The organism is Pseudomonas umsongensis, assembly GCF_012647205.1.
GTDB lineage: Bacteria > Pseudomonadota > Gammaproteobacteria > Pseudomonadales > Pseudomonadaceae > Aquipseudomonas > Aquipseudomonas umsongensis.
Genome location: NZ_CP051487.1, coordinates 4,494,778 through 4,515,525 on the forward strand (window position 1 = coordinate 4,494,778; position 20,748 = coordinate 4,515,525).

At 60.7% G+C, this 20,748-nt stretch carries 17 protein-coding genes; 11 read left to right on the forward strand and 6 right to left on the reverse strand.

The genetic code is table 11. The features are described 5' to 3' along the window. Window positions 1-40 precede the first annotated feature (40 nt). The 11 genes from nuoC to nuoN all read left to right on the forward strand — a co-directional run bounded on the left by nuoC (window position 41) and on the right by nuoN (window position 13,808). Window positions 41-1,825: an NADH-quinone oxidoreductase subunit C/D gene (nuoC, locus tag HGP31_RS20280; RefSeq protein ID WP_020799542.1), complete on the forward strand. Its 1,785-nt coding sequence runs from the start codon at window positions 41-43 to the stop codon at window positions 1,823-1,825. A gap of 2 nt (window positions 1,826-1,827) precedes the next feature. Further along, complete coding sequence (nuoE, locus tag HGP31_RS20285; RefSeq protein ID WP_008053447.1) at window positions 1,828-2,325, forward strand: NADH-quinone oxidoreductase subunit NuoE; 498 nt, start codon at window positions 1,828-1,830, stop codon at window positions 2,323-2,325. Beyond that, complete coding sequence (nuoF, locus tag HGP31_RS20290) at window positions 2,322-3,677, forward strand: NADH-quinone oxidoreductase subunit NuoF (RefSeq protein WP_168758536.1); 1,356 nt, start codon at window positions 2,322-2,324, stop codon at window positions 3,675-3,677. The genes nuoE and nuoF overlap by 4 nt, the downstream gene beginning before the upstream one ends. A gap of 137 nt (window positions 3,678-3,814) precedes the next feature. Next, on the forward strand, window positions 3,815-6,529 hold the full coding sequence (gene nuoG, locus HGP31_RS20295) for an NADH-quinone oxidoreductase subunit NuoG (RefSeq protein WP_168758537.1): 2,715 nt from the start codon (window positions 3,815-3,817) through the stop codon (window positions 6,527-6,529). Further along, window positions 6,526-7,533 (forward strand): NADH-quinone oxidoreductase subunit NuoH, encoded by a 1,008-nt coding sequence (nuoH, locus tag HGP31_RS20300; RefSeq protein ID WP_020799545.1) that lies wholly within the window; start codon window positions 6,526-6,528, stop codon window positions 7,531-7,533. Before nuoG ends, nuoH begins: the two co-directional genes overlap by 4 nt. A 12-nt stretch (window positions 7,534-7,545) precedes the next feature. After that, complete coding sequence (gene nuoI, locus HGP31_RS20305) at window positions 7,546-8,091, forward strand: NADH-quinone oxidoreductase subunit NuoI (protein WP_007970449.1); 546 nt, start codon at window positions 7,546-7,548, stop codon at window positions 8,089-8,091. Window positions 8,092-8,100: 9 nt separating this feature from the next. Continuing rightward, on the forward strand, window positions 8,101-8,604 hold the full coding sequence (gene nuoJ, locus HGP31_RS20310; protein ID WP_020799546.1) for an NADH-quinone oxidoreductase subunit J: 504 nt from the start codon (window positions 8,101-8,103) through the stop codon (window positions 8,602-8,604). Between the two features lie 2 nt (window positions 8,605-8,606). After that, window positions 8,607-8,915: an NADH-quinone oxidoreductase subunit NuoK gene (gene nuoK / locus HGP31_RS20315; RefSeq protein WP_007946416.1), complete on the forward strand. Its 309-nt coding sequence runs from the start codon at window positions 8,607-8,609 to the stop codon at window positions 8,913-8,915. After that, window positions 8,912-10,765: an NADH-quinone oxidoreductase subunit L gene (nuoL, locus tag HGP31_RS20320; RefSeq protein ID WP_020799547.1), complete on the forward strand. Its 1,854-nt coding sequence runs from the start codon at window positions 8,912-8,914 to the stop codon at window positions 10,763-10,765. Before nuoK ends, nuoL begins: the two co-directional genes overlap by 4 nt. A gap of 39 nt (window positions 10,766-10,804) precedes the next feature. Continuing rightward, complete coding sequence (nuoM, locus tag HGP31_RS20325) at window positions 10,805-12,337, forward strand: NADH-quinone oxidoreductase subunit M (RefSeq protein WP_020799548.1); 1,533 nt, start codon at window positions 10,805-10,807, stop codon at window positions 12,335-12,337. 7 nt (window positions 12,338-12,344) lie between these two features. Continuing rightward, entirely contained in the window at window positions 12,345-13,808 is a 1,464-nt protein-coding gene (gene nuoN, locus HGP31_RS20330; protein WP_020799549.1) for an NADH-quinone oxidoreductase subunit NuoN, read from the forward strand. 652 nt (window positions 13,809-14,460) lie between these two features. On the opposite strand, the gene HGP31_RS20335 is transcribed toward nuoN, so the two are convergent. From HGP31_RS20335 to HGP31_RS20360, 6 genes are read right to left on the reverse strand one after another with little or no spacing between them, the layout of a single operon-like run. Further along, window positions 14,461-16,203, reverse strand: coding sequence for an ABC transporter substrate-binding protein (locus HGP31_RS20335; RefSeq protein ID WP_168758538.1), 1,743 nt, complete (start codon window positions 16,201-16,203; stop codon window positions 14,461-14,463). A 47-nt stretch (window positions 16,204-16,250) separates the two neighbouring features. After that, a complete protein-coding gene (locus HGP31_RS20340; protein ID WP_020801178.1) occupies window positions 16,251-16,523 on the reverse strand; it encodes a DUF2160 domain-containing protein in 273 nt (90 codons plus the stop codon). 10 nt (window positions 16,524-16,533) lie between these two features. Continuing rightward, complete coding sequence (locus HGP31_RS20345; protein ID WP_008061967.1) at window positions 16,534-17,334, reverse strand: carbohydrate ABC transporter permease; 801 nt, start codon at window positions 17,332-17,334, stop codon at window positions 16,534-16,536. Window positions 17,335-17,341: 7 nt separating this feature from the next. After that, entirely contained in the window at window positions 17,342-18,208 is an 867-nt protein-coding gene (locus HGP31_RS20350; protein WP_020801179.1) for a carbohydrate ABC transporter permease, read from the reverse strand. Continuing rightward, window positions 18,205-19,320 (reverse strand): ABC transporter ATP-binding protein, encoded by a 1,116-nt coding sequence (locus HGP31_RS20355; RefSeq protein ID WP_020801180.1) that lies wholly within the window; start codon window positions 19,318-19,320, stop codon window positions 18,205-18,207. Before HGP31_RS20355 ends, HGP31_RS20350 begins: the two co-directional genes overlap by 4 nt. Beyond that, complete coding sequence (locus tag HGP31_RS20360) at window positions 19,320-20,414, reverse strand: ABC transporter ATP-binding protein (protein ID WP_020801181.1); 1,095 nt, start codon at window positions 20,412-20,414, stop codon at window positions 19,320-19,322. The genes HGP31_RS20355 and HGP31_RS20360 overlap by 1 nt, the downstream gene beginning before the upstream one ends. Between the last annotated feature and the right edge of the window lie 334 nt (window positions 20,415-20,748).

Here is a 20,748-nt window from a genome sequence, read left to right on the forward strand (position 1 = left end):
GGCTTCATTCTTTACGTTGACCGAAAGCGATTAAATAACCATGACTACAGGCAGTGCTCTGTACATCCCGCCTTACAAGGCAGACGACCAGGATGTGGTCGTCGAACTGAACAACCGTTTTGGCCCGGAGGCGTTCACCGCCCAGCCTACCCGCACCGGCATGCCGGTGCTTTGGGTTGCCCGCGCCAAACTCGTCGAAGTCCTGACGTTCCTACGCAACCTGCCCAAGCCGTACGTCATGCTCTATGACCTGCATGGCGTGGACGAGCGTCTGCGCACCAAGCGTCAAGGGCTGCCGAACGGCGTCGACTTCTCCGTGTTCTACCACCTGATGTCGATCGAACGTAATAGTGACGTCATGATCAAGGTCGCCTTGTCCGAGAGCGACCTCAGCCTGCCAACCGTCACCAGCATCTGGCCAAATGCCAACTGGTACGAGCGTGAAGTCTGGGACATGTACGGCATCGACTTCAAAGGTCACCCGCACCTGTCGCGCATCATGATGCCGCCGACCTGGGAAGGTCACCCGCTGCGCAAGGACTTCCCGGCCCGTGCCACCGAGTTCGACCCGTACAGCCTGACCCTGGCCAAGCAACAGCTCGAGGAAGAAGCCGCACGCTTCAAGCCTGAAGACTGGGGCATGAAGCGTTCCGGCCCGAACGAGGACTACATGTTCCTCAACCTGGGTCCCAACCACCCTTCGGCGCACGGTGCGTTCCGCATCATCCTGCAGCTGGACGGTGAAGAGATCGTCGACTGCGTCCCGGACATCGGCTACCACCATCGTGGCGCCGAGAAGATGGCCGAGCGTCAGTCCTGGCACAGCTTCATCCCGTACACCGACCGTATCGACTACCTCGGCGGCGTGATGAACAACTTGCCGTACGTGCTCTCGGTCGAGAAGCTGGCCGGCATCAAGGTGCCTGAGAAGGTCGACGTCATCCGCATCATGATGGCCGAGTTCTTCCGGATCACCAGCCACCTGCTGTTCCTGGGTACCTACATCCAGGACGTTGGCGCCATGACCCCGGTGTTCTTCACCTTCACCGACCGCCAGAAGGCGTACACGGTGATCGAAGCCATCACCGGTTTCCGCCTGCACCCGGCCTGGTACCGCATCGGTGGCGTCGCCCACGACCTGCCGCGCGGCTGGGAAAAACTGGTCAAGGATTTCGTCGAGTGGATGCCCAAGCGCCTGGACGAATACCAGAAAGCCGCGCTGGACAACAGCATCCTGCGTGGCCGGACCATCGGCGTCGCCGACTACAACACCAAGCAAGCCCTGGAATGGGGCGTCACCGGTGCCGGCCTGCGTGCCACCGGTTGCGACTTCGACCTGCGTAAGGCGCGGCCGTACTCGGGCTACGAGAACTTCGAGTTCGAAGTGCCGCTGGCGGCCAATGGCGATGCCTACGACCGTTGCATCGTGCGCGTGGAAGAAATGCGCCAGAGCATCAAGATCATCGACCAGTGCCTGCGCAACATGCCGGAAGGCCCGTACAAGGCGGATCACCCGCTGACCACGCCGCCACCGAAAGAGCGCACGCTGCAGCACATCGAGACCTTGATCACGCACTTCCTGCAAGTTTCGTGGGGCCCGGTCATGCCGGCCAACGAATCCTTCCAGATGATCGAAGCGACCAAGGGCATCAACAGTTATTACCTGACGAGCGATGGCGGCACCATGAGCTACCGCACCCGGATTCGTACCCCAAGCTTCCCGCACCTGCAGCAGATCCCTTCGGTGATCAAAGGCAGCATGGTCGCGGACTTGATCGCGTACCTGGGTAGTATCGATTTCGTTATGGCCGACGTGGACCGCTAAGCATGAACAGCACGCTTATCCAGACAGACCGTTTCACCTTGAGTGAAACCGAGCGCTCGGCCATCGAGCACGAGTTGCATCACTACGAAGACCCGCGCGCGGCGTCGATCGAAGCCCTGAAGATCGTCCAGAAGGAACGTGGCTGGGTGCCGGACGGCGCCTTGTACGCCATCGGCGAGATCCTCGGCATCCCGGCCAGCGACGTTGAAGGCGTGGCGACGTTCTACAGCCAGATCTTCCGTCAGCCAGTGGGCCGTCACATCATTCGCGTCTGCGACAGCATGGTCTGCTACATCGGCGGCCACGAGTCGGTGGTCAGCGAAATCCAGAGCAAACTCGGCATCGGCCTGGGTCAAACCACCACCGACGGTCGTTTCACCCTGCTGCCGGTCTGCTGCCTCGGCAACTGCGACAAGGCGCCGGCGTTGATGATCGACGACGACACTTTCGGTGATGTGCAGCCAGCTGGCGTTGCCAAATTGCTCGAGGGCTACGTATGACCCTGACTTCCTTCGGTCCGGCCAACCGCATCAAGCGTTCGGCCGAGACTCACCCGCTCACCTGGCGCCTGCGTGACGACGGCGAAGCCGTATGGCTCGACGAATACCAGGCCAAGAACGGTTACGCCGCGGCGCGCAAGGCCTTCGCCGACATGGCCCAGGACGATATCGTCCAGACCGTGAAAGACTCCGGCCTTAAAGGCCGCGGCGGTGCAGGCTTCCCCACTGGCGTGAAGTGGGGCCTGATGCCAAAAGACGAATCCATCAACATCCGCTACCTGCTGTGCAACGCGGATGAAATGGAGCCCAACACCTGGAAAGACCGCATGCTGATGGAGCAACTGCCCCATCTGCTGATCGAAGGCATGCTGATCAGTGCCCGCGCACTGAAAACCTACCGTGGCTACATCTTCCTGCGCGGCGAGTACACCACCGCCGCCAAGCACCTGAACCGTGCCGTGGAAGAAGCCAAGGCAGCCGGTCTTTTGGGCAAGAACATCCTGGGCAGCGGCTTTGATTTCGAGCTGTTCGTCCACACCGGTGCCGGGCGTTACATCTGCGGTGAAGAAACCGCACTGATCAACTCCCTCGAAGGCCGCCGCGCCAACCCGCGCTCCAAGCCGCCCTTCCCTGCCGCCGTTGGCGTATGGGGCAAGCCGACCTGCGTGAACAACGTCGAGACCCTGTGCAACGTGCCGGCGATCATCGCCGACGGCGTGGACTGGTACAAATCGTTGGCTCGCGAAGGCAGCGAAGACATGGGCACCAAGCTCATGGGCTTCTCCGGCAAGGTCAAGAACCCTGGCCTGTGGGAGCTGCCGTTTGGCGTCACCGCTCGCGAGCTGTTCGAAGACTATGCTGACGGCATGCGCGACGGTTACAAGCTCAAGGCCTGGCAGCCTGGCGGTGCCGGTACCGGCTTCCTGTTGCCGGAACACCTGGACGCACAAATGTACGCCGGCGGCATCGCCAAGGTGGGCACCCGTATGGGTACCGGCCTGGCCATGGCGGTGGACGACAGCGTCAACATGGTGTCCCTGCTGCGCAACATGGAGCAGTTCTTCGCCCGCGAATCCTGCGGCTTCTGCACCCCTTGCCGCGATGGCCTGCCATGGAGCGTCAAGCTGCTGATGGCCATCGAGAACGGTGAAGGGCAAGCCGGCGACATCGAGACCCTGCTGGGTCTGGTCGGCTTCCTTGGCCCAGGCAAGACCTTTTGTGCTCACGCACCGGGCGCCGTGGAGCCGTTGGGCAGTGCCATCAAATACTTCCGCCACGAGTTCGAAGCCGGCATCGCGCCTACCCGCGCCGCCGTCCCGCCTCTGGCAAGGCCGATCGTAGTCGGCGCGTAAATGCTTAAAAAAGGCGAAGGGTCCGTGCCCTTCGCTTTTCGCGCGATGACGCCTTCACCGGCTGTGTTGATTCGCGCGGATAACAAGATTCCATTAGCCACGCCCGCTGACACCGGGCCAACGAAGAACTTTGAACCATGGCCACTATCCACGTAGACGGCAAAGCGCTCGAAGTCGATGGGGCAGACAACCTGTTACAGGCATGTCTGTCTCTGGGCCTCGATATTCCGTATTTCTGCTGGCACCCTGCCCTCGGCAGTGTTGGCGCTTGCCGCCAGTGCGCGGTCAAGCAGTACACCGACGAGAACGACACCCGTGGTCGTATCGTCATGTCCTGCATGACCCCTGCCACCGATGGCACCTGGATCTCCATCGACGATGAAGAGTCCAAGGCATTTCGCGCCAGCGTTGTTGAATGGCTGATGACCAACCACCCTCACGACTGCCCGGTCTGTGAGGAAGGCGGTCACTGCCACCTGCAAGACATGACGGTAATGACCGGCCACAACGAGCGCCGTTACCGCTTCACCAAGCGTACCCACCAGAACCAGCAACTGGGCCCGTTCATTTCCCACGAGATGAACCGCTGCATCGCTTGCTACCGCTGCGTGCGCTTCTATAAAGACTACGCTGGCGGCACCGACCTCGGCGTATTCGGCGCCCACGACAACGTGTACTTCGGTCGCGTTGAAGACGGCGTGCTGGAAAGCGAGTTCTCCGGCAACCTGACCGAGGTCTGCCCGACCGGTGTGTTCACCGACAAGACTCACTCCGAGCGCTACAACCGTAAGTGGGACATGCAGTTCTCGCCGAGTATCTGCCATGGCTGCTCCAGCGGTTGCAACATCTCCCCGGGCGAGCGCTACGGTGAACTGCGTCGTATCGAAAACCGCTACAACGGTTCGGTGAACCAGTACTTCCTGTGCGACCGTGGCCGTTTCGGCTATGGCTACGTCAACCGCGAAGACCGCCCACGTCAGCCCCTGCTGGCCAATGGCGCCAAGCTGAGCCTCGACGAAGCCCTGGATAAAGCCGCCGACCTGCTGCGCGGTCGCAACATCGTCGGTATCGGTTCGCCCCGCGCCAGCCTCGAAAGCAACTACGCGTTGCGCGAACTGGTCGGTGCCGAGCACTTCTACTCCGGTATCGAAGCTGCCGAGCTGGAACGCATCCGTCTGGTCCTGCAGGTGCTCAAAGACAGCCCGCTGCCTGTGCCGAACATGCGCGACATCGAAGACCACGACGCCGTGTTCGTCCTCGGTGAAGACCTGACCCAGACTGCTGCTCGTATGGCCCTGTCCCTGCGTCAATCGGTCAAGGGCAAGGCCGAAGACATGGCTGACGCCATGCGCGTCCAGCCTTGGCTCGACGCTGCGGTGAAGAACATCGGCCAGCACGCGCTGAACCCGCTGTTCATTGCAAGCCTGGCTGAAACCAAGCTCGACGACATCGCCGAAGAGTGCGTTCACGCCGCTCCCGACGACCTGGCCCGCATCGGTTTCGCCGTGGCTCACGCCCTCGACGCCAGCGCTCCGGCCGTCGAAGGCCTGGACGCCGAAGCCCTCGAGCTGGCCAAGCGCATTGCCGACGCCCTGCTCGCGGCCAAGCGCCCACTGATCATCGCCGGCACTTCCCTGGGCTCCAAAGCCCTGATCGAAGCTGCCGCGAACATCGCCAAGGCCCTGAAGCTGCGCGAGAAGAACGGTTCCATCAGCCTGATCGTGCCTGAGGCCAACAGCCTCGGCCTGGCCATGCTCGGTGGCGAATCGGTCGATGCAGCCCTGCAAGCGGTGATCGACGGTAAAGCCGACGCCATCGTCGTGCTGGAAAACGATCTGTACACCCGCACTGACAAGGCCAAGGTCGACGCAGCCCTGAACGCCACCAAAGTGCTGATCGTGGCCGACCACCAGAAGACCGCTACCAGCGATCGCGCACACCTGGTCCTGCCAGCCGCCAGCTTCGCTGAAGGCGACGGTACCCTGGTTAGCCAGGAAGGTCGCGCCCAGCGCTTCTTCCAGGTGTTCGATCCGAAGTACATGGACGCGAGCATCCTGGTTCACGAAGGCTGGCGCTGGCTGCATGCCCTGCGTGCGACCCTGCTGAACCAGCCGATCGACTGGACCCAACTGGACCACGTCACCGCTGCCGTGGCTGCAAGCACGCCGCAATTGAACCGCATCGTCGATGCCGCTCCGTCCGCCGCGTTCCGCATCAAGGGCATGAAACTGGCCCGTGAACCGTTGCGTTACTCCGGTCGTACCGCCATGCGCGCCGACATCAGCGTGCACGAACCGCGTACCCCGCAGGACAAGGACACCGCGTTCGCCTTCTCGATGGAAGGTTACTCGGGCTCGGCCGAACCGCGCCAGCAAGTGCCATTCGCCTGGTCTCCGGGCTGGAACTCGCCGCAAGCCTGGAACAAGTTCCAGGACGAAGTCGGTGGTCACATCCGCGCTGGCGACCCGGGCACCCGCCTGATCGAAAGCACAGGTGATTCGCTGAACTGGTTCGCCAGTGTTCCGCGCGCGTTCAACCCGGCCCCGGGCACCTGGCAGGTCGTGCCGTTCTTCCACCTGTTCGGCAGCGAAGAGAACTCTTCGAAAGCCGCGCCGGTCCAGGAACGTATTCCGGCCGCCTACGTCGCCTTGGCCAAATCCGAAGCCGACCGCCTGGGTGTCAACGACGGCGCCATGCTGAGCTTGAACGTTTCCGGCCAGACCCTGCGTCTGCCGCTGCGCATCAACGAAGAGCTGGGCGCAGGCCTGGTGGCCTTGCCTGCGGGCATCGCCGGCATTCCGCCAGCGATCTTTGGTAAATCCGTTGACGGTCTGCAGGAGGCAGCTCAATGACCTTGTTCACTCCTGAAGTGATCGACGTGATCATCGCGGTCCTCAAGGCCGTGGTGATCCTGCTCGCCGTGGTGGTTTGCGGCGCCCTGCTCAGCTGGGTGGAGCGTCGCCTGCTCGCCCTCTGGCAGGACCGTTACGGTCCGAACCGCGTCGGCCCGTTCGGCGCGTTCCAGATCGCCGCCGACATGATCAAGATGTTCTTCAAGGAAGACTGGACGCCTCCATTCGCCGACAAGATGATCTTCACCCTGGCACCGGTCGTGGCCATGAGCGCCCTGCTGATTGCCTTCGCGATCATCCCGATCACCCCGACCTGGGGCGTGGCGGATATCAACATCGGCATCCTGTTCTTCTTCGCCATGGCCGGCCTGTCGGTCTACGCGGTGCTGTTCGCCGGCTGGTCGAGCAACAACAAGTTCGCCCTGCTGGGCAGCTTGCGGGCCTCGGCACAGACCGTGTCGTACGAAGTGTTCATGGGCCTGTCGCTGATGGGCATCGTGATCCAGGTCGGCTCGTTCAACATGCGCGACATCGTTGAATACCAAGCGCAGAACATGTGGTTCATCATTCCGCAGATCTTCGGCTTCCTGACCTTCTTCATCGCTGGCGTCGCCGTGACTCACCGTCACCCGTTCGACCAGCCGGAAGCGGAGCAGGAACTGGCCGACGGTTACCACATTGAATACGCCGGCATGAAATGGGGCATGTTCTTCGTCGGCGAGTACATCGGCATCGTGCTGATTTCGGCACTGCTGGTGACCTTGTTCTTCGGTGGCTGGCACGGTCCGTTCGGCATCCTGCCGCAGATCCCGTTCATCTGGTTCGCACTGAAAACCGCGTTCTTCATCATGATGTTCATCCTGCTGCGCGCCTCGATTCCGCGCCCACGGTATGACCAGGTGATGGATTTCAGCTGGAAGTTCTGCCTGCCGCTGACCCTCGTCAACATGCTGGTGACCGCTGCGATCGTGTTGCTCAACACGCCCGCCGTCGCGGCTCAGTGAGGAGAGAGAATCATGAAGTACATATTTGACATCGTGCATGGCTTCTACACCCAGCTTCGCAGCCTGGTGATGATTTTCGGCCACGCCTTCCGCAAGCGCGACACGCTGCAGTACCCGGAAGAACCGGTCTACCTGCCGCCGCGCTACCGTGGCCGTATCGTCCTGACCCGCGACCCCGACGGCGAAGAGCGTTGTGTAGCCTGCAACCTGTGCGCCGTGGCGTGCCCGGTCGGTTGCATCTCGCTGCAGAAAGCTGAAACCGAAGACGGTCGCTGGTATCCGGACTTCTTCCGCATCAACTTCTCGCGCTGCATCTTTTGCGGCCTCTGCGAGGAAGCCTGCCCGACCACCGCGATCCAGCTCACGCCGGATTTCGAAATGGCCGAGTTCAAACGTCAGGACCTGGTTTACGAGAAAGAAGATCTGCTGATCTCCGGCCCCGGCAAAAACCCTGATTACAACTTCTATCGTGTTGCAGGTATGGCTATTGCCGGTAAGCCGAAAGGCTCCGCGCAGAATGAAGCCGAACCGATCAACGTGAAGAGCTTGCTGCCTTAAGGAAGAAAGATGGAATTCGCTTTCTATTTCGCATCGGGTATCGCTGTGGTGTCCACGCTTCGCGTGATCACCAACACCAACCCTGTGCACGCCCTGCTCTACCTGATCATTTCGCTGATTGCCGTGGCGATGACGTTTTTCGCCCTCGGCGCGCCGTTTGCCGGTGTCCTGGAAGTGATCGCCTACGCTGGCGCCATCATGGTGCTGTTCGTGTTCGTGGTGATGATGCTGAACCTTGGCCCGGCCTCGGTTCAGCAAGAGCGCGTCTGGCTCAAGCCCGGTATTTGGGCCGGCCCGGTCGCCCTGGCTGCGCTGCTGCTGGTGGAACTGCTGTATGTGCTGTTCTCCCACCAGACCGGTGAGGCCGTTGGCCACACCACCGTAGACGCCAAGGCCGTGGGCATCAGCCTGTTCGGTCCGTACCTGCTGGTGGTCGAACTCGCCTCGATGCTGCTGCTCGCCGCAGCCGTGACGGCGTTCCACTTGGGCCGCAACGAAGCCAAGGAGCAATGACGATGCCTGCTATCCCTATGGAGCATGGTCTGGCGGTCGCCGGCATCCTGTTCTGCCTCGGTCTGGTCGGCCTGATGGTCCGCCGCAACATTCTTTTCGTGCTGATGAGCCTGGAGGTCATGATGAATGCCTCCGCCTTGGCTTTCATCGTTGCCGGTAGCCGTTGGGCGCAGCCGGATGGACAGATCATGTTCATCCTGGTGATCAGCCTGGCAGCCGCCGAGGCCAGTATCGGCCTGGCGATTCTGTTGCAGCTGTACCGCCGCTTCCACACTCTCGATATCGACGCTGCCAGCGAGATGCGCGGATGAATCTTCTCTATCTGACTTTCGTATTCCCTCTCATTGGTTTCCTGCTGCTGTCGTTCTCCCGTGGACGCCTCTCGGAAAACCTCTCGGCGCTGATCGGCGTCGGTTCCGTCGGCTTGTCGGCCATCGTCACGGCTTACGTGATCTGGCAATTCAACGTCGCCCCACCGGAAGACGGCCACTACACCCAGGTGTTGTGGCAGTGGATGGCGGTGGAAGGCTTCACGCCGAACTTCGCGCTGTACCTCGATGGTCTGTCCCTGACCATGCTCGGTGTGGTGGTTGGCGTGGGTTTCCTGATCCACCTGTTCGCGTCCTGGTACATGCGCGGTGAAGCCGGTTACTCGCGCTTCTTCGCCTACACCAACCTGTTTATCGCCAGCATGCTGTTCCTGGTGTTGGGCGATAACCTGTTGTTCCTGTACTTCGGCTGGGAAGGCGTGGGCCTGTGCTCGTACCTGTTGATCGGTTTCTACTACAGCAACCGCAACAACGGTAACGCCGCGCTCAAGGCCTTCATCGTGACCCGTATCGGCGACGTGTTCATGGCTATCGGCCTGTTCATCCTGTTCGCCCAACTGGGTACGCTGAACGTCCAGGAACTGCTGGTGCTGGCACCGCAGAAATTCCAGGCCGGTGACTTCTGGATGGTCATGGCCACCCTGATGCTGCTGGGCGGCGCTGTCGGTAAATCCGCGCAACTGCCGCTGCAAACCTGGCTGGCGGACGCGATGGCCGGTCCTACCCCGGTTTCGGCACTGATCCACGCCGCAACCATGGTAACCGCGGGCGTCTACCTGATCGCCCGTACCCACGGCCTGTTCACCCTGGCGCCGGAAATCCTGCACCTGGTCGGCATCGTCGGCGGTGTGACCCTGGTGCTGGCAGGTTTTGCCGCCCTGGTTCAAACCGACATCAAGCGTATCCTCGCCTACTCGACCATGAGCCAGATCGGCTACATGTTCCTGGCCCTGGGCGTTGGCGCCTGGGACGGCGCTATCTTCCACCTGATGACCCACGCCTTCTTCAAGGCGCTGTTGTTCCTTGCCTCCGGTGCGGTGATCGTTGCCTGCCACCACGAGCAGGACATCTTCAAGATGGGCGGCCTGTGGAAGAAACTGCCTCTGGCCTACGCCAGCTTCATCGTTGGCGGTGCGGCCCTGGCGGCCCTGCCACTGGTGACCGCAGGTTTCTACTCCAAGGACGAAATCCTCTGGGAAGCGTTCGCCAGCGGCAACCAGGGTCTGCTCTACGCAGGTCTGGTCGGTGCGTTCATGACCTCGCTGTACACCTTCCGCCTGATCTTCATCGCGTTCCACGGTGAAGCGAAGACCGAAGCCCACGCCGGTCACGGCATCGCTCACTGGCTGCCGCTGTCGGTGCTGATCGTATTGTCCACCGCCATTGGCGCGATGATCGTTCCACCCCTGCACGGCGTACTGCCGCAAAGCGTCGGCCATGCCGGCGGCGAAGCCAAGCACAGCCTGGAAATCGCCTCGGGCGCCATCGCCCTGTCCGGTATCCTGCTGGCTGCGCTGCTGTTCCTCGGCAAGCGTCGCTTCGTCACCGCGATCGCCAACAGCGGCATCGGCCGTTTCCTCTCGGCCTGGTGGTTCGCTGCCTGGGGCTTCGACTGGATCTACGACAAACTGTTCGTCAAGCCATACCTGGCGATCAGCCACATCCTGCGCAAAGACCCACTGGACCAGACCATCGGCCTGATCCCGCGCATGGCCAAAGGCGGTCACACCGCCCTGAGCCGTACCGAGACGGGTCAACTGCGTTGGTATGCCGCCTCGATGGCTGCTGGTGCCGTGCTGGTAATCGGCGCCGTCGTGCTGGTAGCGGTCTGATATGAACCTTGCGAACTTGCGAAAGGAATTGAGCCCGTCATGATTCTGCCTTGGCTAATCCTGATCCCCTTCATCGGCGGCCTGCTGTGCTGGCTGGGTGAGCGCTTCGGCGCCACCCTCCCCCGCTGGATTGCGCTGATCACCATGTCCCTGTTGCTCGCCCTCGGCCTCTGGCTGTGGGCTAACGGCGACTATTCGTTTGCCCCGGCGCCTGGCGCCGATCCGACCTGGGCGCTTGAGTTCAAGCACGTCTGGATCCAGCGCTTCGGCATCAACGTGCACCTGGCCCTCGACGGCCTGTCGCTGTTGATGATCATGCTGACCGGCCTGCTGGGTGTCCTCTCGGTACTCTGCTCGTGGAAAGAGATCCAGCGTCACGTGGGCTTCTTCCACTTGAACCTGATGTGGATCCTGGGCGGTGTCGTCGGCGTGTTCCTGGCCCTCGACCTGTTCATGTTCTTCTTCTTCTGGGAAATGATGCTGGTGCCGATGTACTTCCTCATCGCGCTCTGGGGTCACAGTTCTTCGGACGGCAAGAAAACCCGGATCTACGCGGCGACCAAGTTCTTCATCTTCACTCAGGCTTCCGGCCTGATCATGCTGGTGGCGATCCTGGGCCTGGTACTGGTCAACTTCAACGACACCGGCGTGATTACGTTCAACTACGCCGACCTGTTGAAAACCAAGATGTCGACGACCACCGAGTACATCCTGATGCTCGGCTTCTTCATCGCCTTCGCGGTGAAGCTGCCAGTCGTACCGTTCCACTCCTGGTTGCCTGACGCTCACGCCCAGGCGCCGACCGCAGGTTCCGTGGACCTGGCCGGTATCTTGCTGAAGACTGCTGCCTACGGCTTGCTGCGTTTCGCCCTGCCGCTGTTCCCGAATGCCTCGGCCGAGTTCGCGCCGTTCGCCATGACCCTGGGTCTGATCGGGATCTTCTACGGCGCGTTCCTGGCGTTCGCGCAAACCGACATCAAGCGTCTGATTGCCTTCTCGTCCGTTTCCCACATGGGCTTCGTACTGATCGGCATCTATTCCGGCAGCCAACTGGCGCTGCAGGGCGCGGTGATGCAGATGCTCGCGCACGGCCTGTCGGCGGCGGCACTCTTTATCCTCAGTGGCCAGCTGTACGAGCGTACCCACACTCGCGACATGCGCGAAATGGGCGGCCTGTGGTCGAAGATCGCCTACCTGCCAGCCCTCAGCCTGTTCTTTGCAGCGGCGTCCCTGGGCCTGCCGGGTACCGGTAACTTCGTCGGTGAGTTCCTGATCCTGATCGGCACCTTCCCGATCGCGCCATGGGTCACCATCATCGCGACGTCCGGCCTGGTGTTCGGTTCGGTCTACTCGCTGATCATGATCCACCGTGCGTACTTCGGTCCGGCCAAGTCGGATGCGGTCCTGCATGGCATGGACGGTCGCGAAATGATCATGGTGGTCGGCCTGGCTGCGCTGCTGATCTACATCGGCGTCTACCCGCAACCGTTCCTCGATACCTCTGCCGCGACGATGCATGGCGTGCAGCAGTGGCTCGGCACCGCCTTCACTCAACTCGCTTCGGCCCGGTAAGAGCGCTATGGAATTCACGACTCAACACTTTATCGCGCTAGCGCCGTTGTTGATCACCAGCGCCACGATCATCGTGGTGATGCTGGCGATTGCCTGGCGCCGCAACCACTCCCAGACCTTCCTGCTGTCGGTGGCGGGTCTGAACCTGGCTTTGCTGTCGATCCTGCCAGCCCTGAAAGTCGCGCCCCTGGCCGTGACGCCATTGCTGCAGATCGACACCTTTGCCTGCCTGTACATGGCGCTGATCCTGGTCGCCACCCTCGCTTGCGTGACCCTCGCCCACGCCTACCTCGGCGATGGCGGTTCGGGTTACCCGGGCAACCGTGAAGAATTGTACCTGCTGATCCTGATGGCCGCCGCCGGTGGCCTGGTGCTGGTCAGCGCGCAGCACCTGGCTGGCTTGTTCATTGGCCTGGAACTGCTCTCGGTACCGGTCTACGGCCTGGTCGCCTATGCCTTCTTCAACAAGCGTTCGCTGGAAGCCGGCATCAAGTACATGGTGCTGTCGGCTGCCGGTTCCGCGTTCCTGTTGTTCGGCATGGCGTTGCTGTATGCCGACTCCGGCTCCCTGAGCTTCGTCGGTATCGGCCAGGCTCTGGCCGCCACCGGCCTGCCAAGCTCGCTGGCACAACTGGGCCTGGGCATGATGCTGATCGGCCTGGCGTTCAAACTGTCGCTGGTACCGTTCCACCTCTGGACCCCGGACGTCTACGAAGGTGCTCCGGCGCCGGTTGCAGCGTTCCTGGCCACGGCCTCCAAAGTCGCGGTGTTCGCGGTGATGGTGCGTCTGTTCCAGATCTCGCCAGCGGCGAGCAGCGGTGTACTGAGCGACGTGCTGACCATCATCGCCATCGCGTCGATCCTGTTCGGTAACCTGCTGGCGCTAACCCAGAGCAACCTCAAGCGTCTGCTGGGTTACTCGTCCATTGCTCACTTCGGTTACCTGCTGATCGCCCTGGTGGCGAGCAAGGGTCTGGCCGTGGAAGCCATCGGCGTGTACCTGGTCACCTACGTGATCACCAGCCTCGGCGCCTTCGGCGTGATCACCCTGATGTCGTCGCCGTACAACGGCCGTGACGCCGATGCCCTGTACGAATACCGCGGCCTGTTCTGGCGCCGTCCGTACCTGACTGCCGTACTGACCGTGATGATGCTGTCCCTGGCTGGTATCCCGCTGACCGCGGGCTTCATCGGCAAGTTCTACATCATCGCCACCGGTGTCCAGTCGCAACAATGGTGGCTGGTCGGCTCCCTGGTACTGGGCAGCGCCATCGGCGTGTTCTACTACCTGCGTGTCATGGTCACCCTGTACCTGATCGAACCAAACCTGCGTCGCCACGATGCCCAACTGCACTGGGAACAACGTGCAGGCGGCGTGATGCTGCTGGCCATCGCGGTACTGGCGTTCTTCCTCGGCCTGTATCCACAGCCGCTGTTGAACCTGGTACAGCAATCGGGTCTGGCGGGTTGATCGCTTAAGCGACACTCGGTAGTAAACAGAAACGGCACCTTCGGGTGCCGTTTTTGTTATTGAGTCGACATCAAAAGATCGCAGCCTTCGGCAGCTCCTACATTGGAACGAGGTACACCCTGTAGGAGCTGCCGAAGGCTGCGATCTTCTAACCTTCATACATTTGACCGTCCATTAGATATCGATTGCCAGAGACGGCCTCTTCGCGGGCAAGCCCGCTCCCACAGTTGATCTGCAGTGAACACATAACTCGAGTCCGACGCCGATCTAATGTGGGAGCGGGCTTGCTCGCGAAGGGGCCTTATCAGACACAAATGAAAACGGCACCTTCGGGTGCCGTTTTTGTTATTGAGTCGACATCAAAAGATCGCAGCCTTCGGCAGCTCCTACATTGGAACGAGGTACACCCTGTAGGAGCTGCCGAAGGCTGCGATCTTTTAACCTTCATACATTTGACCGTCCATTAGATATCGATTGCCAGAGACGGCCTCTTCGCGAGCAAGCCCGCTCCCACAGTTGATCTGCAGTGAACACATAACTTGAGTCCGACGCCGATCTAATGTGGGAGCGGGCTTGCTCGCGAAGAGGCCTTATCAGACACAAATGAAAACGGCACCTTCCGGTGCCGTTCGCATGTCACAACTTCAGCACTTTACTTACGCGCCGCCTCCCACGACTTGAGCAGCTCGGTATAACTCACGGTCTCACCCTGCGGCTTCTCGTTCGCCAGTTTTGGCTTCGGCGCACCCGGCTGATCAAACCAGTACTGCGCATCGCGCTCCGGGTTCATTTTCGGCGCGCAGGTGGCTTGGGCCTTCGAGCGTTCCAGACGGGACATGATCGCGTCCTGATCCTTGGCCAGGCCGTCGAGTGCCTGTTGCGGGGTTTTTTCGCCGCTGGCGGCTTCGGCGATGTGGCTCCACCACAGTTGCGCCAGGCGTGGATAGTCCGGCACGTTGGTCCCGGTCGGGGTCCATTGCACGCGGGCCGGGCTGCGGTAGAACTCCACCAGGCCGCCGAGTTTCGGTGCCAGGTCGGTCATGGCCTGCGAGTTGATGTCCGATTCGCGGATCGGGGTCAGGCCGACGATGGTTTTCTTCAGCGACACGGTTTTAGAGGTCACGAACTGCGCATACAGCCAGGCTGCCAGTTTCTGCTTCTCAGGCGTGGACTTCATGAACGTCCAGGAACCCACGTCCTGATACCCCAGCTTCATGCCCTCCTCCCAATACGGTCCGCGTGGCGACGGTGCCATGCGCCATTTCGGCGTGCCATCGGCGTTCATCACTGCCAGGCCCGGCTTGGTCATATCGGCGGTGAAGGCGGTGTACCAGAAGATCTGCTGGGCGATGTTGCCCTGGGACGGCACCGGCCCGGACTCGGAGAAGGTCATGCCCGCCGCTTCCGGTGGTGCGTATTTCTTCATCCAGTCCACGTATTTGGTGGTGGCGAACACTGCCGCCGGGCCGTTGGTGTCGCCGCCACGGGTCACGCTGGAGCCGACCGGATGGCAATCCTCGACCCGGATACCCCATTCATCCACCGGTAAGCCGTTGGGAATGCCCTTGTCGCCACCACCGGCCATGGAGAACCAGGCGTCAGTGAAACGCCAGCCCAGGGACGGGTCTTTCTTGCCGTAGTCCATGTGCCCGTAGACACGCTTGCCGTCGATTTCCTTGACGTCTTCGCTGAAGAACTTGGCGATGTCTTCATAGGCCGACCAGTTCACCGGTACACCCAGCTCGTAGCCGTACTTTTCCTTGAACTTGGCCTTGAGGTCCGCACGTTCGAACCAATCGGCGCGGAACCAGTACAGGTTGGCGAACTGCTGGTCAGGCAATTGATAGATCTTGCCGTCCGGCGCGGTGGTGAAGGAGATGCCGATGAAGTCCTTGATGTCCAGGGTAGGCGAAGTGAAGTTCTTGCCCTCGTTGGCCATCAGGTCGGTGATCGATTCGGTCTTGCCGTATCGAAAGTGCGTACCGATCAGGTCCGAGTCGTTGACCCAGCCGTCATAGATGTTCTTGTCCGACTGCATCTGCGTCTGCAGCTTTTCCACCACATCGCCTTCCTGCAACAGGTCGTGGGTCAGCTTGATCCCGGTGATCTCGGTGAAGGCCTTGGCCAGCACCTTGGACTCGTATTCGTGGGTGGCGATGGTTTCCGAAACCACCTTGATACTCATCCCACGAAACGGCTCCGCCGCCTTGATGAACCACTTCAGCTCTTCGAGTTGCTGATCGGCCGTCAGGGTCGACGGCTTGAATTCACTGCCGATCCATTTCTTCGCGGCGTCTTCATAGGCATCGGCCCAGGCAGACGCGCTCAAACCGCTGAGTGCCAGCATGGCTGCCAATGAAATGCTATGTCGCAGCTTATTGTTTTTGTCGAACATAGAGACCTCCTTATTGAGTTTCGGTGCAACATTGCCGAGCGATTCGACTAGCCCCAACGCATCACCACCAACAGCCACACCAGGGACAACGCGAAGGCGACCCAGATGCTCCAGTCGGTCACGCCGATTACCAGCAAATGCAGGTAGGCGCTGCCGAGAAGACCGATGAACAACCGATCGCCACGGGTGGTGGCAATCGGCAAAAAACCTCGTCGCAATATGCTCGGCGAACGCAATTCCCAGGTCGTCATGCCTACGAGGATCAAGGCAATGACGCTGAAGAACGCCGCCGTGGGGACGGTCCAACTCATCCATTCCATCATCAGTTCCTCATACCCGGCCCAGGGCAAAGCCCTTGGCCACGTGGTTGCGAACAAACCAGATCACCAGCATGCCCGGCAGAATGGTCAACACCCCCGCCGCTGCCAGCACGCCCCAGTCGATGCCGGACGCCGAGACCGTGCGAGTCATCACCGCCGCGATGGGCTTGGCATTTACCGAGGTCAGGGTTCGCGCCAGCAGCAGTTCGACCCAGGAAAACATGAAGCAGAAAAACGCCGTGACGCCGATTCCGGAGCCGATCAGCGGGATGAAAATCTTCACGAAGAACTTGGGAAAACTGTAGCCATCGATGTAGGCGGTTTCGTCGATTTCCTTGGGAACGCCCGACATGAAGCCTTCGAGAATCCACACCGCGAGTGGCACGTTGAACAGACAGTGCGCCAGGGCCACGGCGATGTGGGTGTCGAACAGGCCGATCGATGAATACAGCTGGAAGAACGGCAACAGGAACACCGCCGGCGGTGCCATGCGATTGGTCAGAAGCCAGAAGAACAGGTGCTTGTCGCCCAGGAAACGGTAGCGCGAGAACGCATAGGCCGCCGGCAATGCCACGGTCAGGGAGATGATCGTGTTCAGGCTCACGTAGTACGCCGAGTTGATGTAACCGGTGTACCAGCTTGGATCGGTGAAGATCACCTTGTAGTTGGCCAGGGTGAAATCCTGTGGGAAAAGCGTCAGGCCGCCGAGAATTTCGCTGTTGCTCTTGAAGGACATGTTCAGCAGCCAGTAGATCGGCACCAGCAGGAACAGGATGTAAATCAGCAGTGGAACAAGCTTTCTCATGCTCATGATGGCCTCAGCGGTTGGCGTCAGAGTGAGTCATGGCGGTATAGAACAGCCAGGACACCAACAGGATGATCAGGAAGTACACCAGCGAGAACGCTGCGGCCGGCCCCAGGTCGAACTGTCCGATCGCCATCTGCGTCAGGGTCTGGCTGAGGAAGGTCGTGGCATTGCCTGGCCCGCCACCGGTCAGTACGAACGGCTCGGTGTAGATCATGAAACTGTCCATGAAGCGCAGCATCACGGCGATCAACAGCACACTCTTGAGCTTGGGCAACTGAATATGGCGGAACACGGCCCAGGCCGAGGCACGGTCGATCCGCGCCGCCTGGTAGTACACGTCCGGAATTGCCCGCAGCCCGGAGAAACACAACAGCGCCACCAGTGAGGTCCAGTGCCAGACGTCCATCACCAGCACGGTGACCCAGGCGTCCATGGTGTTCGCCGCATAGTTGTAGTTGATACCCATGGCCTTGAGGCTCGCCCCCAGCAGGCCGATGTCGGCCCGACCGAAGATCTGCCAGATGGTGCCGACCACGTTCCACGGGATCAGCAAGGGAATCGCCAGGATGATCAGCACTACCGACGACCAGCGCCCCTTGGTCGGCATGGTCAGGGCAATCGCGATACCCAGCGGGATTTCGATCAGCAGCACGCACGCCGAGTAGATGAACTGGCGCAGCAGCGAGTCGTGCAGACGCGGGTCGAGCAGTACCTGCTTGTACCAGTCGGCACCGACGAAGTAGCGGCTGGATTGGTCGAAGATGTCCTGCACCGAGTAGTTGACCACGGTCATCATCGGGATCACCGCACTGAACGCCACCAGCAGGAACACCGGCAGCACCAGCCACCAGGCCTTGTTGTTCTGCACTTTGTTCATGGTTGCACCTCACCTACTGATTGCGGCTCCAGCAGGAAATCATCGGCATAGACCATCAGCCACTGCGCCGGAAAACTGATATACGCCGTGCCTTCGGGCACCGGTTTGTCTTCGGCCAGGCGCACTTTCAGCGGCACGCCATCGAGGTTCAAGGTCATGATCTTGTAGGTGCCGAGGTCTTCGACGTGTACGACTTGTGCACGCAGCGCGTCATCAAAAGGTTCGTCCCAGACATGAATGAACTCCGGGCGAATTCCAACCTTCAGGGTGTGCCATTCGGATTCGGCGATGCATTTCTGCATGGCCTCGGACAACGGAAGATGCGTCGAAGCGAAACCGACGCCCCCCGGTTGCGCCTCGACCTCGATCAAGTTCATCCCCGGGCTACCGATGAAATAGCCGACAAAGGTGTGGCTCGGCCGCTCGAACAATTCTCGCGGCGTGCCGAACTGCACGATCTGCCCGCCGTACATCACCGCGATCTTGTCGGCGAAGGTCGAGGCCTCCAACTGATCGTGGGTGACGTAGACCATGGTGATGTTGAACTGCTCGTGGATCTGCTTGAGCTTGCGCCGCAGCTTCCACTTCAGGTGCGGGTCGATCACCGTCAGCGGCTCGTCGAAGAGGATGGCCGAGACGTCATCGCGTACCAGCCCACGGCCCATGGAGACTTTCTGTTTTTCGTCAGCGGTGAGGTTGCTGGCTTTCTTGCTCAGCAGGCTTTGCAGGTCGAGAACCTCGGCGATTTCCCGCACCTTGGTGTGAATTTTCGCCTCGGCCATGCCCTGGTTGCGCAGCGGAAACGCCAGGTTGTCGAACACCGTCATGGTGTCGTACACCACCGGAAACTGGAACACCTGGGCAATGTTGCGCTTCTCCGGGGTCAGGTTGTTGACGGCTTTGCCATCGAACAACACATGCCCCTGGGACGGGCTGAGCAAGCCGGAAATGATGTTGAGCAAAGTCGACTTGCCGCAGCCCGACGGGCCGAGCAAGGCATAGGCGCCGCCCTGTTCCCAGACGTGGTCCATCTGGCGAATCGCGTAGTCCTCTGGGCCGCTCGGGGTACTGGTATAGCTGTGAGCGAGGTTCTGCAAACGGATTTCGGCCATCAGGCAACCCTCGCGACGCGCCGGCCGGGCGCCTGGACCAGCCGCCCCTGCGCATCGAACACAAACAGTTTATGGGTCGGTATGTAGATGCGGATCGGCGCATCGACGTCGTATTCGTGAACGCCAGGCAAGTGCAGCACCAGCAGGAAATGCTCGTTGCGCACGTGCAGGAAGGTTTCCGAGCCGCTGATTTCCGCCACTTCAACGGTCACCGCGAGTTCCAGGTCATCGTCGTTACTCGGCACCAGCGAGATATGACTGGGGCGCACGCCGAAGCGGAACTCGCCCTCGCCCACCGGGCGCAAGTCGACGTTCAACGGGAAGTGCACGAAATTGGCGAAGCTCACTTCGTTGCCGGCAATGCGACCCGGCATCAGGTTGATCGGCGGCTCGGAGAACAACTCGGCCGCCAGCACGGTCTGCGGTTGGTGGTAAACCTCGGACGACCGGCCGCTCTGAATCACCCGGCCCTCATGGAGAATGGTGGTGGTGCCGCCCAGGGCCAGGGCTTCGTTGGGCTCGGTGGTGGCATAGATGGCGATGGTATGGCGCGCCTTGAACAGCTCGCGCATTTCCTGGCGTAGCTCTTCGCGCAATTTGTAGTCGAGGTTGACCAGTGGCTCGTCGAACAGGATCAGTTCGGCATCCTTGACCAGCGCCCGTGCCATCGCGGTGCGCTGCTGCTGGCCACCGGACAGTTCCAGCGGAAAACGCTGCAGGAACTTCTCGATGCGCAGCATCTTCGCGGTTTCCAGCACCTTGCTCTGGATCAGCTCATTGGACACACCGGCCTGGCGCAACGGCGAGGCGATGTTCTCGAAGACGGTCATGGTCGGGTAATTGATGAACTGCTGATACACCATCGACACGTTGCGCAGGCGCACCGGGCGTTGGGTGACATCGACGCCGTTCATCAGGATGCGACCGGTGTCAGGCTTGTCCAGCCCGGCCATCAGGCGCATGAGACTGGTCTTGCCGGACAGCGTGCGCCCGAGCAAGACATTGAAAGATCCGGGTTCGAAACGCAGGCACGCATCGTCGATCCAGGTCTGGCCCTCGACGGTGCGGCTGACATGCTCCAGGGTTAATGACATGGCTCGGCCTTTTTATTTTTGGAGTCAAGCGACCTGAGCGGTATAGCGACATCTGTGCCAAAAAATACAAGTGGTTGATTTGGCTCTGAATCCTTAAAAGTGACTACCTGGTCACGTTCATTGCTGAACACAAATGAACAATCGGGACTGAACAACTGAACAGTTCAACGATTGACAATGAACATTAGTGAACAACAATCTACACACTGTTCACGCCCCCTGTAGGAGCTGCCGCAGGCTGCGATCTTTTGATTTTGCTGTTCAAAATCAAGATCAACAGATCGCAGCCTGCGGCAGCTCCTACAGGGGATAGCATGTGCCTATAACAACAATA

Bases quoted from the DNA above. Each gene is read 5' to 3' on its own strand.
- HGP31_RS20345 (WP_008061967.1), bottom strand. From the start codon at position 17,334: ATGAGCATGAGAAAGCTTGTTCCACTGCTGATTTACATCCTGTTCCTG.
- nuoI (WP_007970449.1), top strand. From the start codon at position 7,546: ATGAAGTACATATTTGACATCGTGCATGGCTTCTACACCCAGCTTCGC.
- HGP31_RS20355 (WP_020801180.1), bottom strand. From the start codon at position 19,320: ATGGCCGAAATCCGTTTGCAGAACCTCGCTCACAGCTATACCAGTACC.
- nuoL (WP_020799547.1), top strand. From the start codon at position 8,912: ATGAATCTTCTCTATCTGACTTTCGTATTCCCTCTCATTGGTTTCCTG.
- nuoC (WP_020799542.1), top strand. From the start codon at position 41: ATGACTACAGGCAGTGCTCTGTACATCCCGCCTTACAAGGCAGACGAC.
- nuoE (WP_008053447.1), top strand. From the start codon at position 1,828: ATGAACAGCACGCTTATCCAGACAGACCGTTTCACCTTGAGTGAAACC.
- nuoF (WP_168758536.1), top strand. From the start codon at position 2,322: ATGACCCTGACTTCCTTCGGTCCGGCCAACCGCATCAAGCGTTCGGCC.
- nuoK (WP_007946416.1), top strand. From the start codon at position 8,607: ATGCCTGCTATCCCTATGGAGCATGGTCTGGCGGTCGCCGGCATCCTG.
- HGP31_RS20335 (WP_168758538.1), bottom strand. From the start codon at position 16,203: ATGTTCGACAAAAACAATAAGCTGCGACATAGCATTTCATTGGCAGCC.
- HGP31_RS20360 (WP_020801181.1), bottom strand. From the start codon at position 20,414: ATGTCATTAACCCTGGAGCATGTCAGCCGCACCGTCGAGGGCCAGACC.
- nuoH (WP_020799545.1), top strand. From the start codon at position 6,526: ATGACCTTGTTCACTCCTGAAGTGATCGACGTGATCATCGCGGTCCTC.
- nuoN (WP_020799549.1), top strand. From the start codon at position 12,345: ATGGAATTCACGACTCAACACTTTATCGCGCTAGCGCCGTTGTTGATC.
- nuoJ (WP_020799546.1), top strand. From the start codon at position 8,101: ATGGAATTCGCTTTCTATTTCGCATCGGGTATCGCTGTGGTGTCCACG.
- HGP31_RS20340 (WP_020801178.1), bottom strand. From the start codon at position 16,523: ATGGAATGGATGAGTTGGACCGTCCCCACGGCGGCGTTCTTCAGCGTC.
- HGP31_RS20350 (WP_020801179.1), bottom strand. From the start codon at position 18,208: ATGAACAAAGTGCAGAACAACAAGGCCTGGTGGCTGGTGCTGCCGGTG.
- nuoM (WP_020799548.1), top strand. From the start codon at position 10,805: ATGATTCTGCCTTGGCTAATCCTGATCCCCTTCATCGGCGGCCTGCTG.
- nuoG (WP_168758537.1), top strand. From the start codon at position 3,815: ATGGCCACTATCCACGTAGACGGCAAAGCGCTCGAAGTCGATGGGGCA.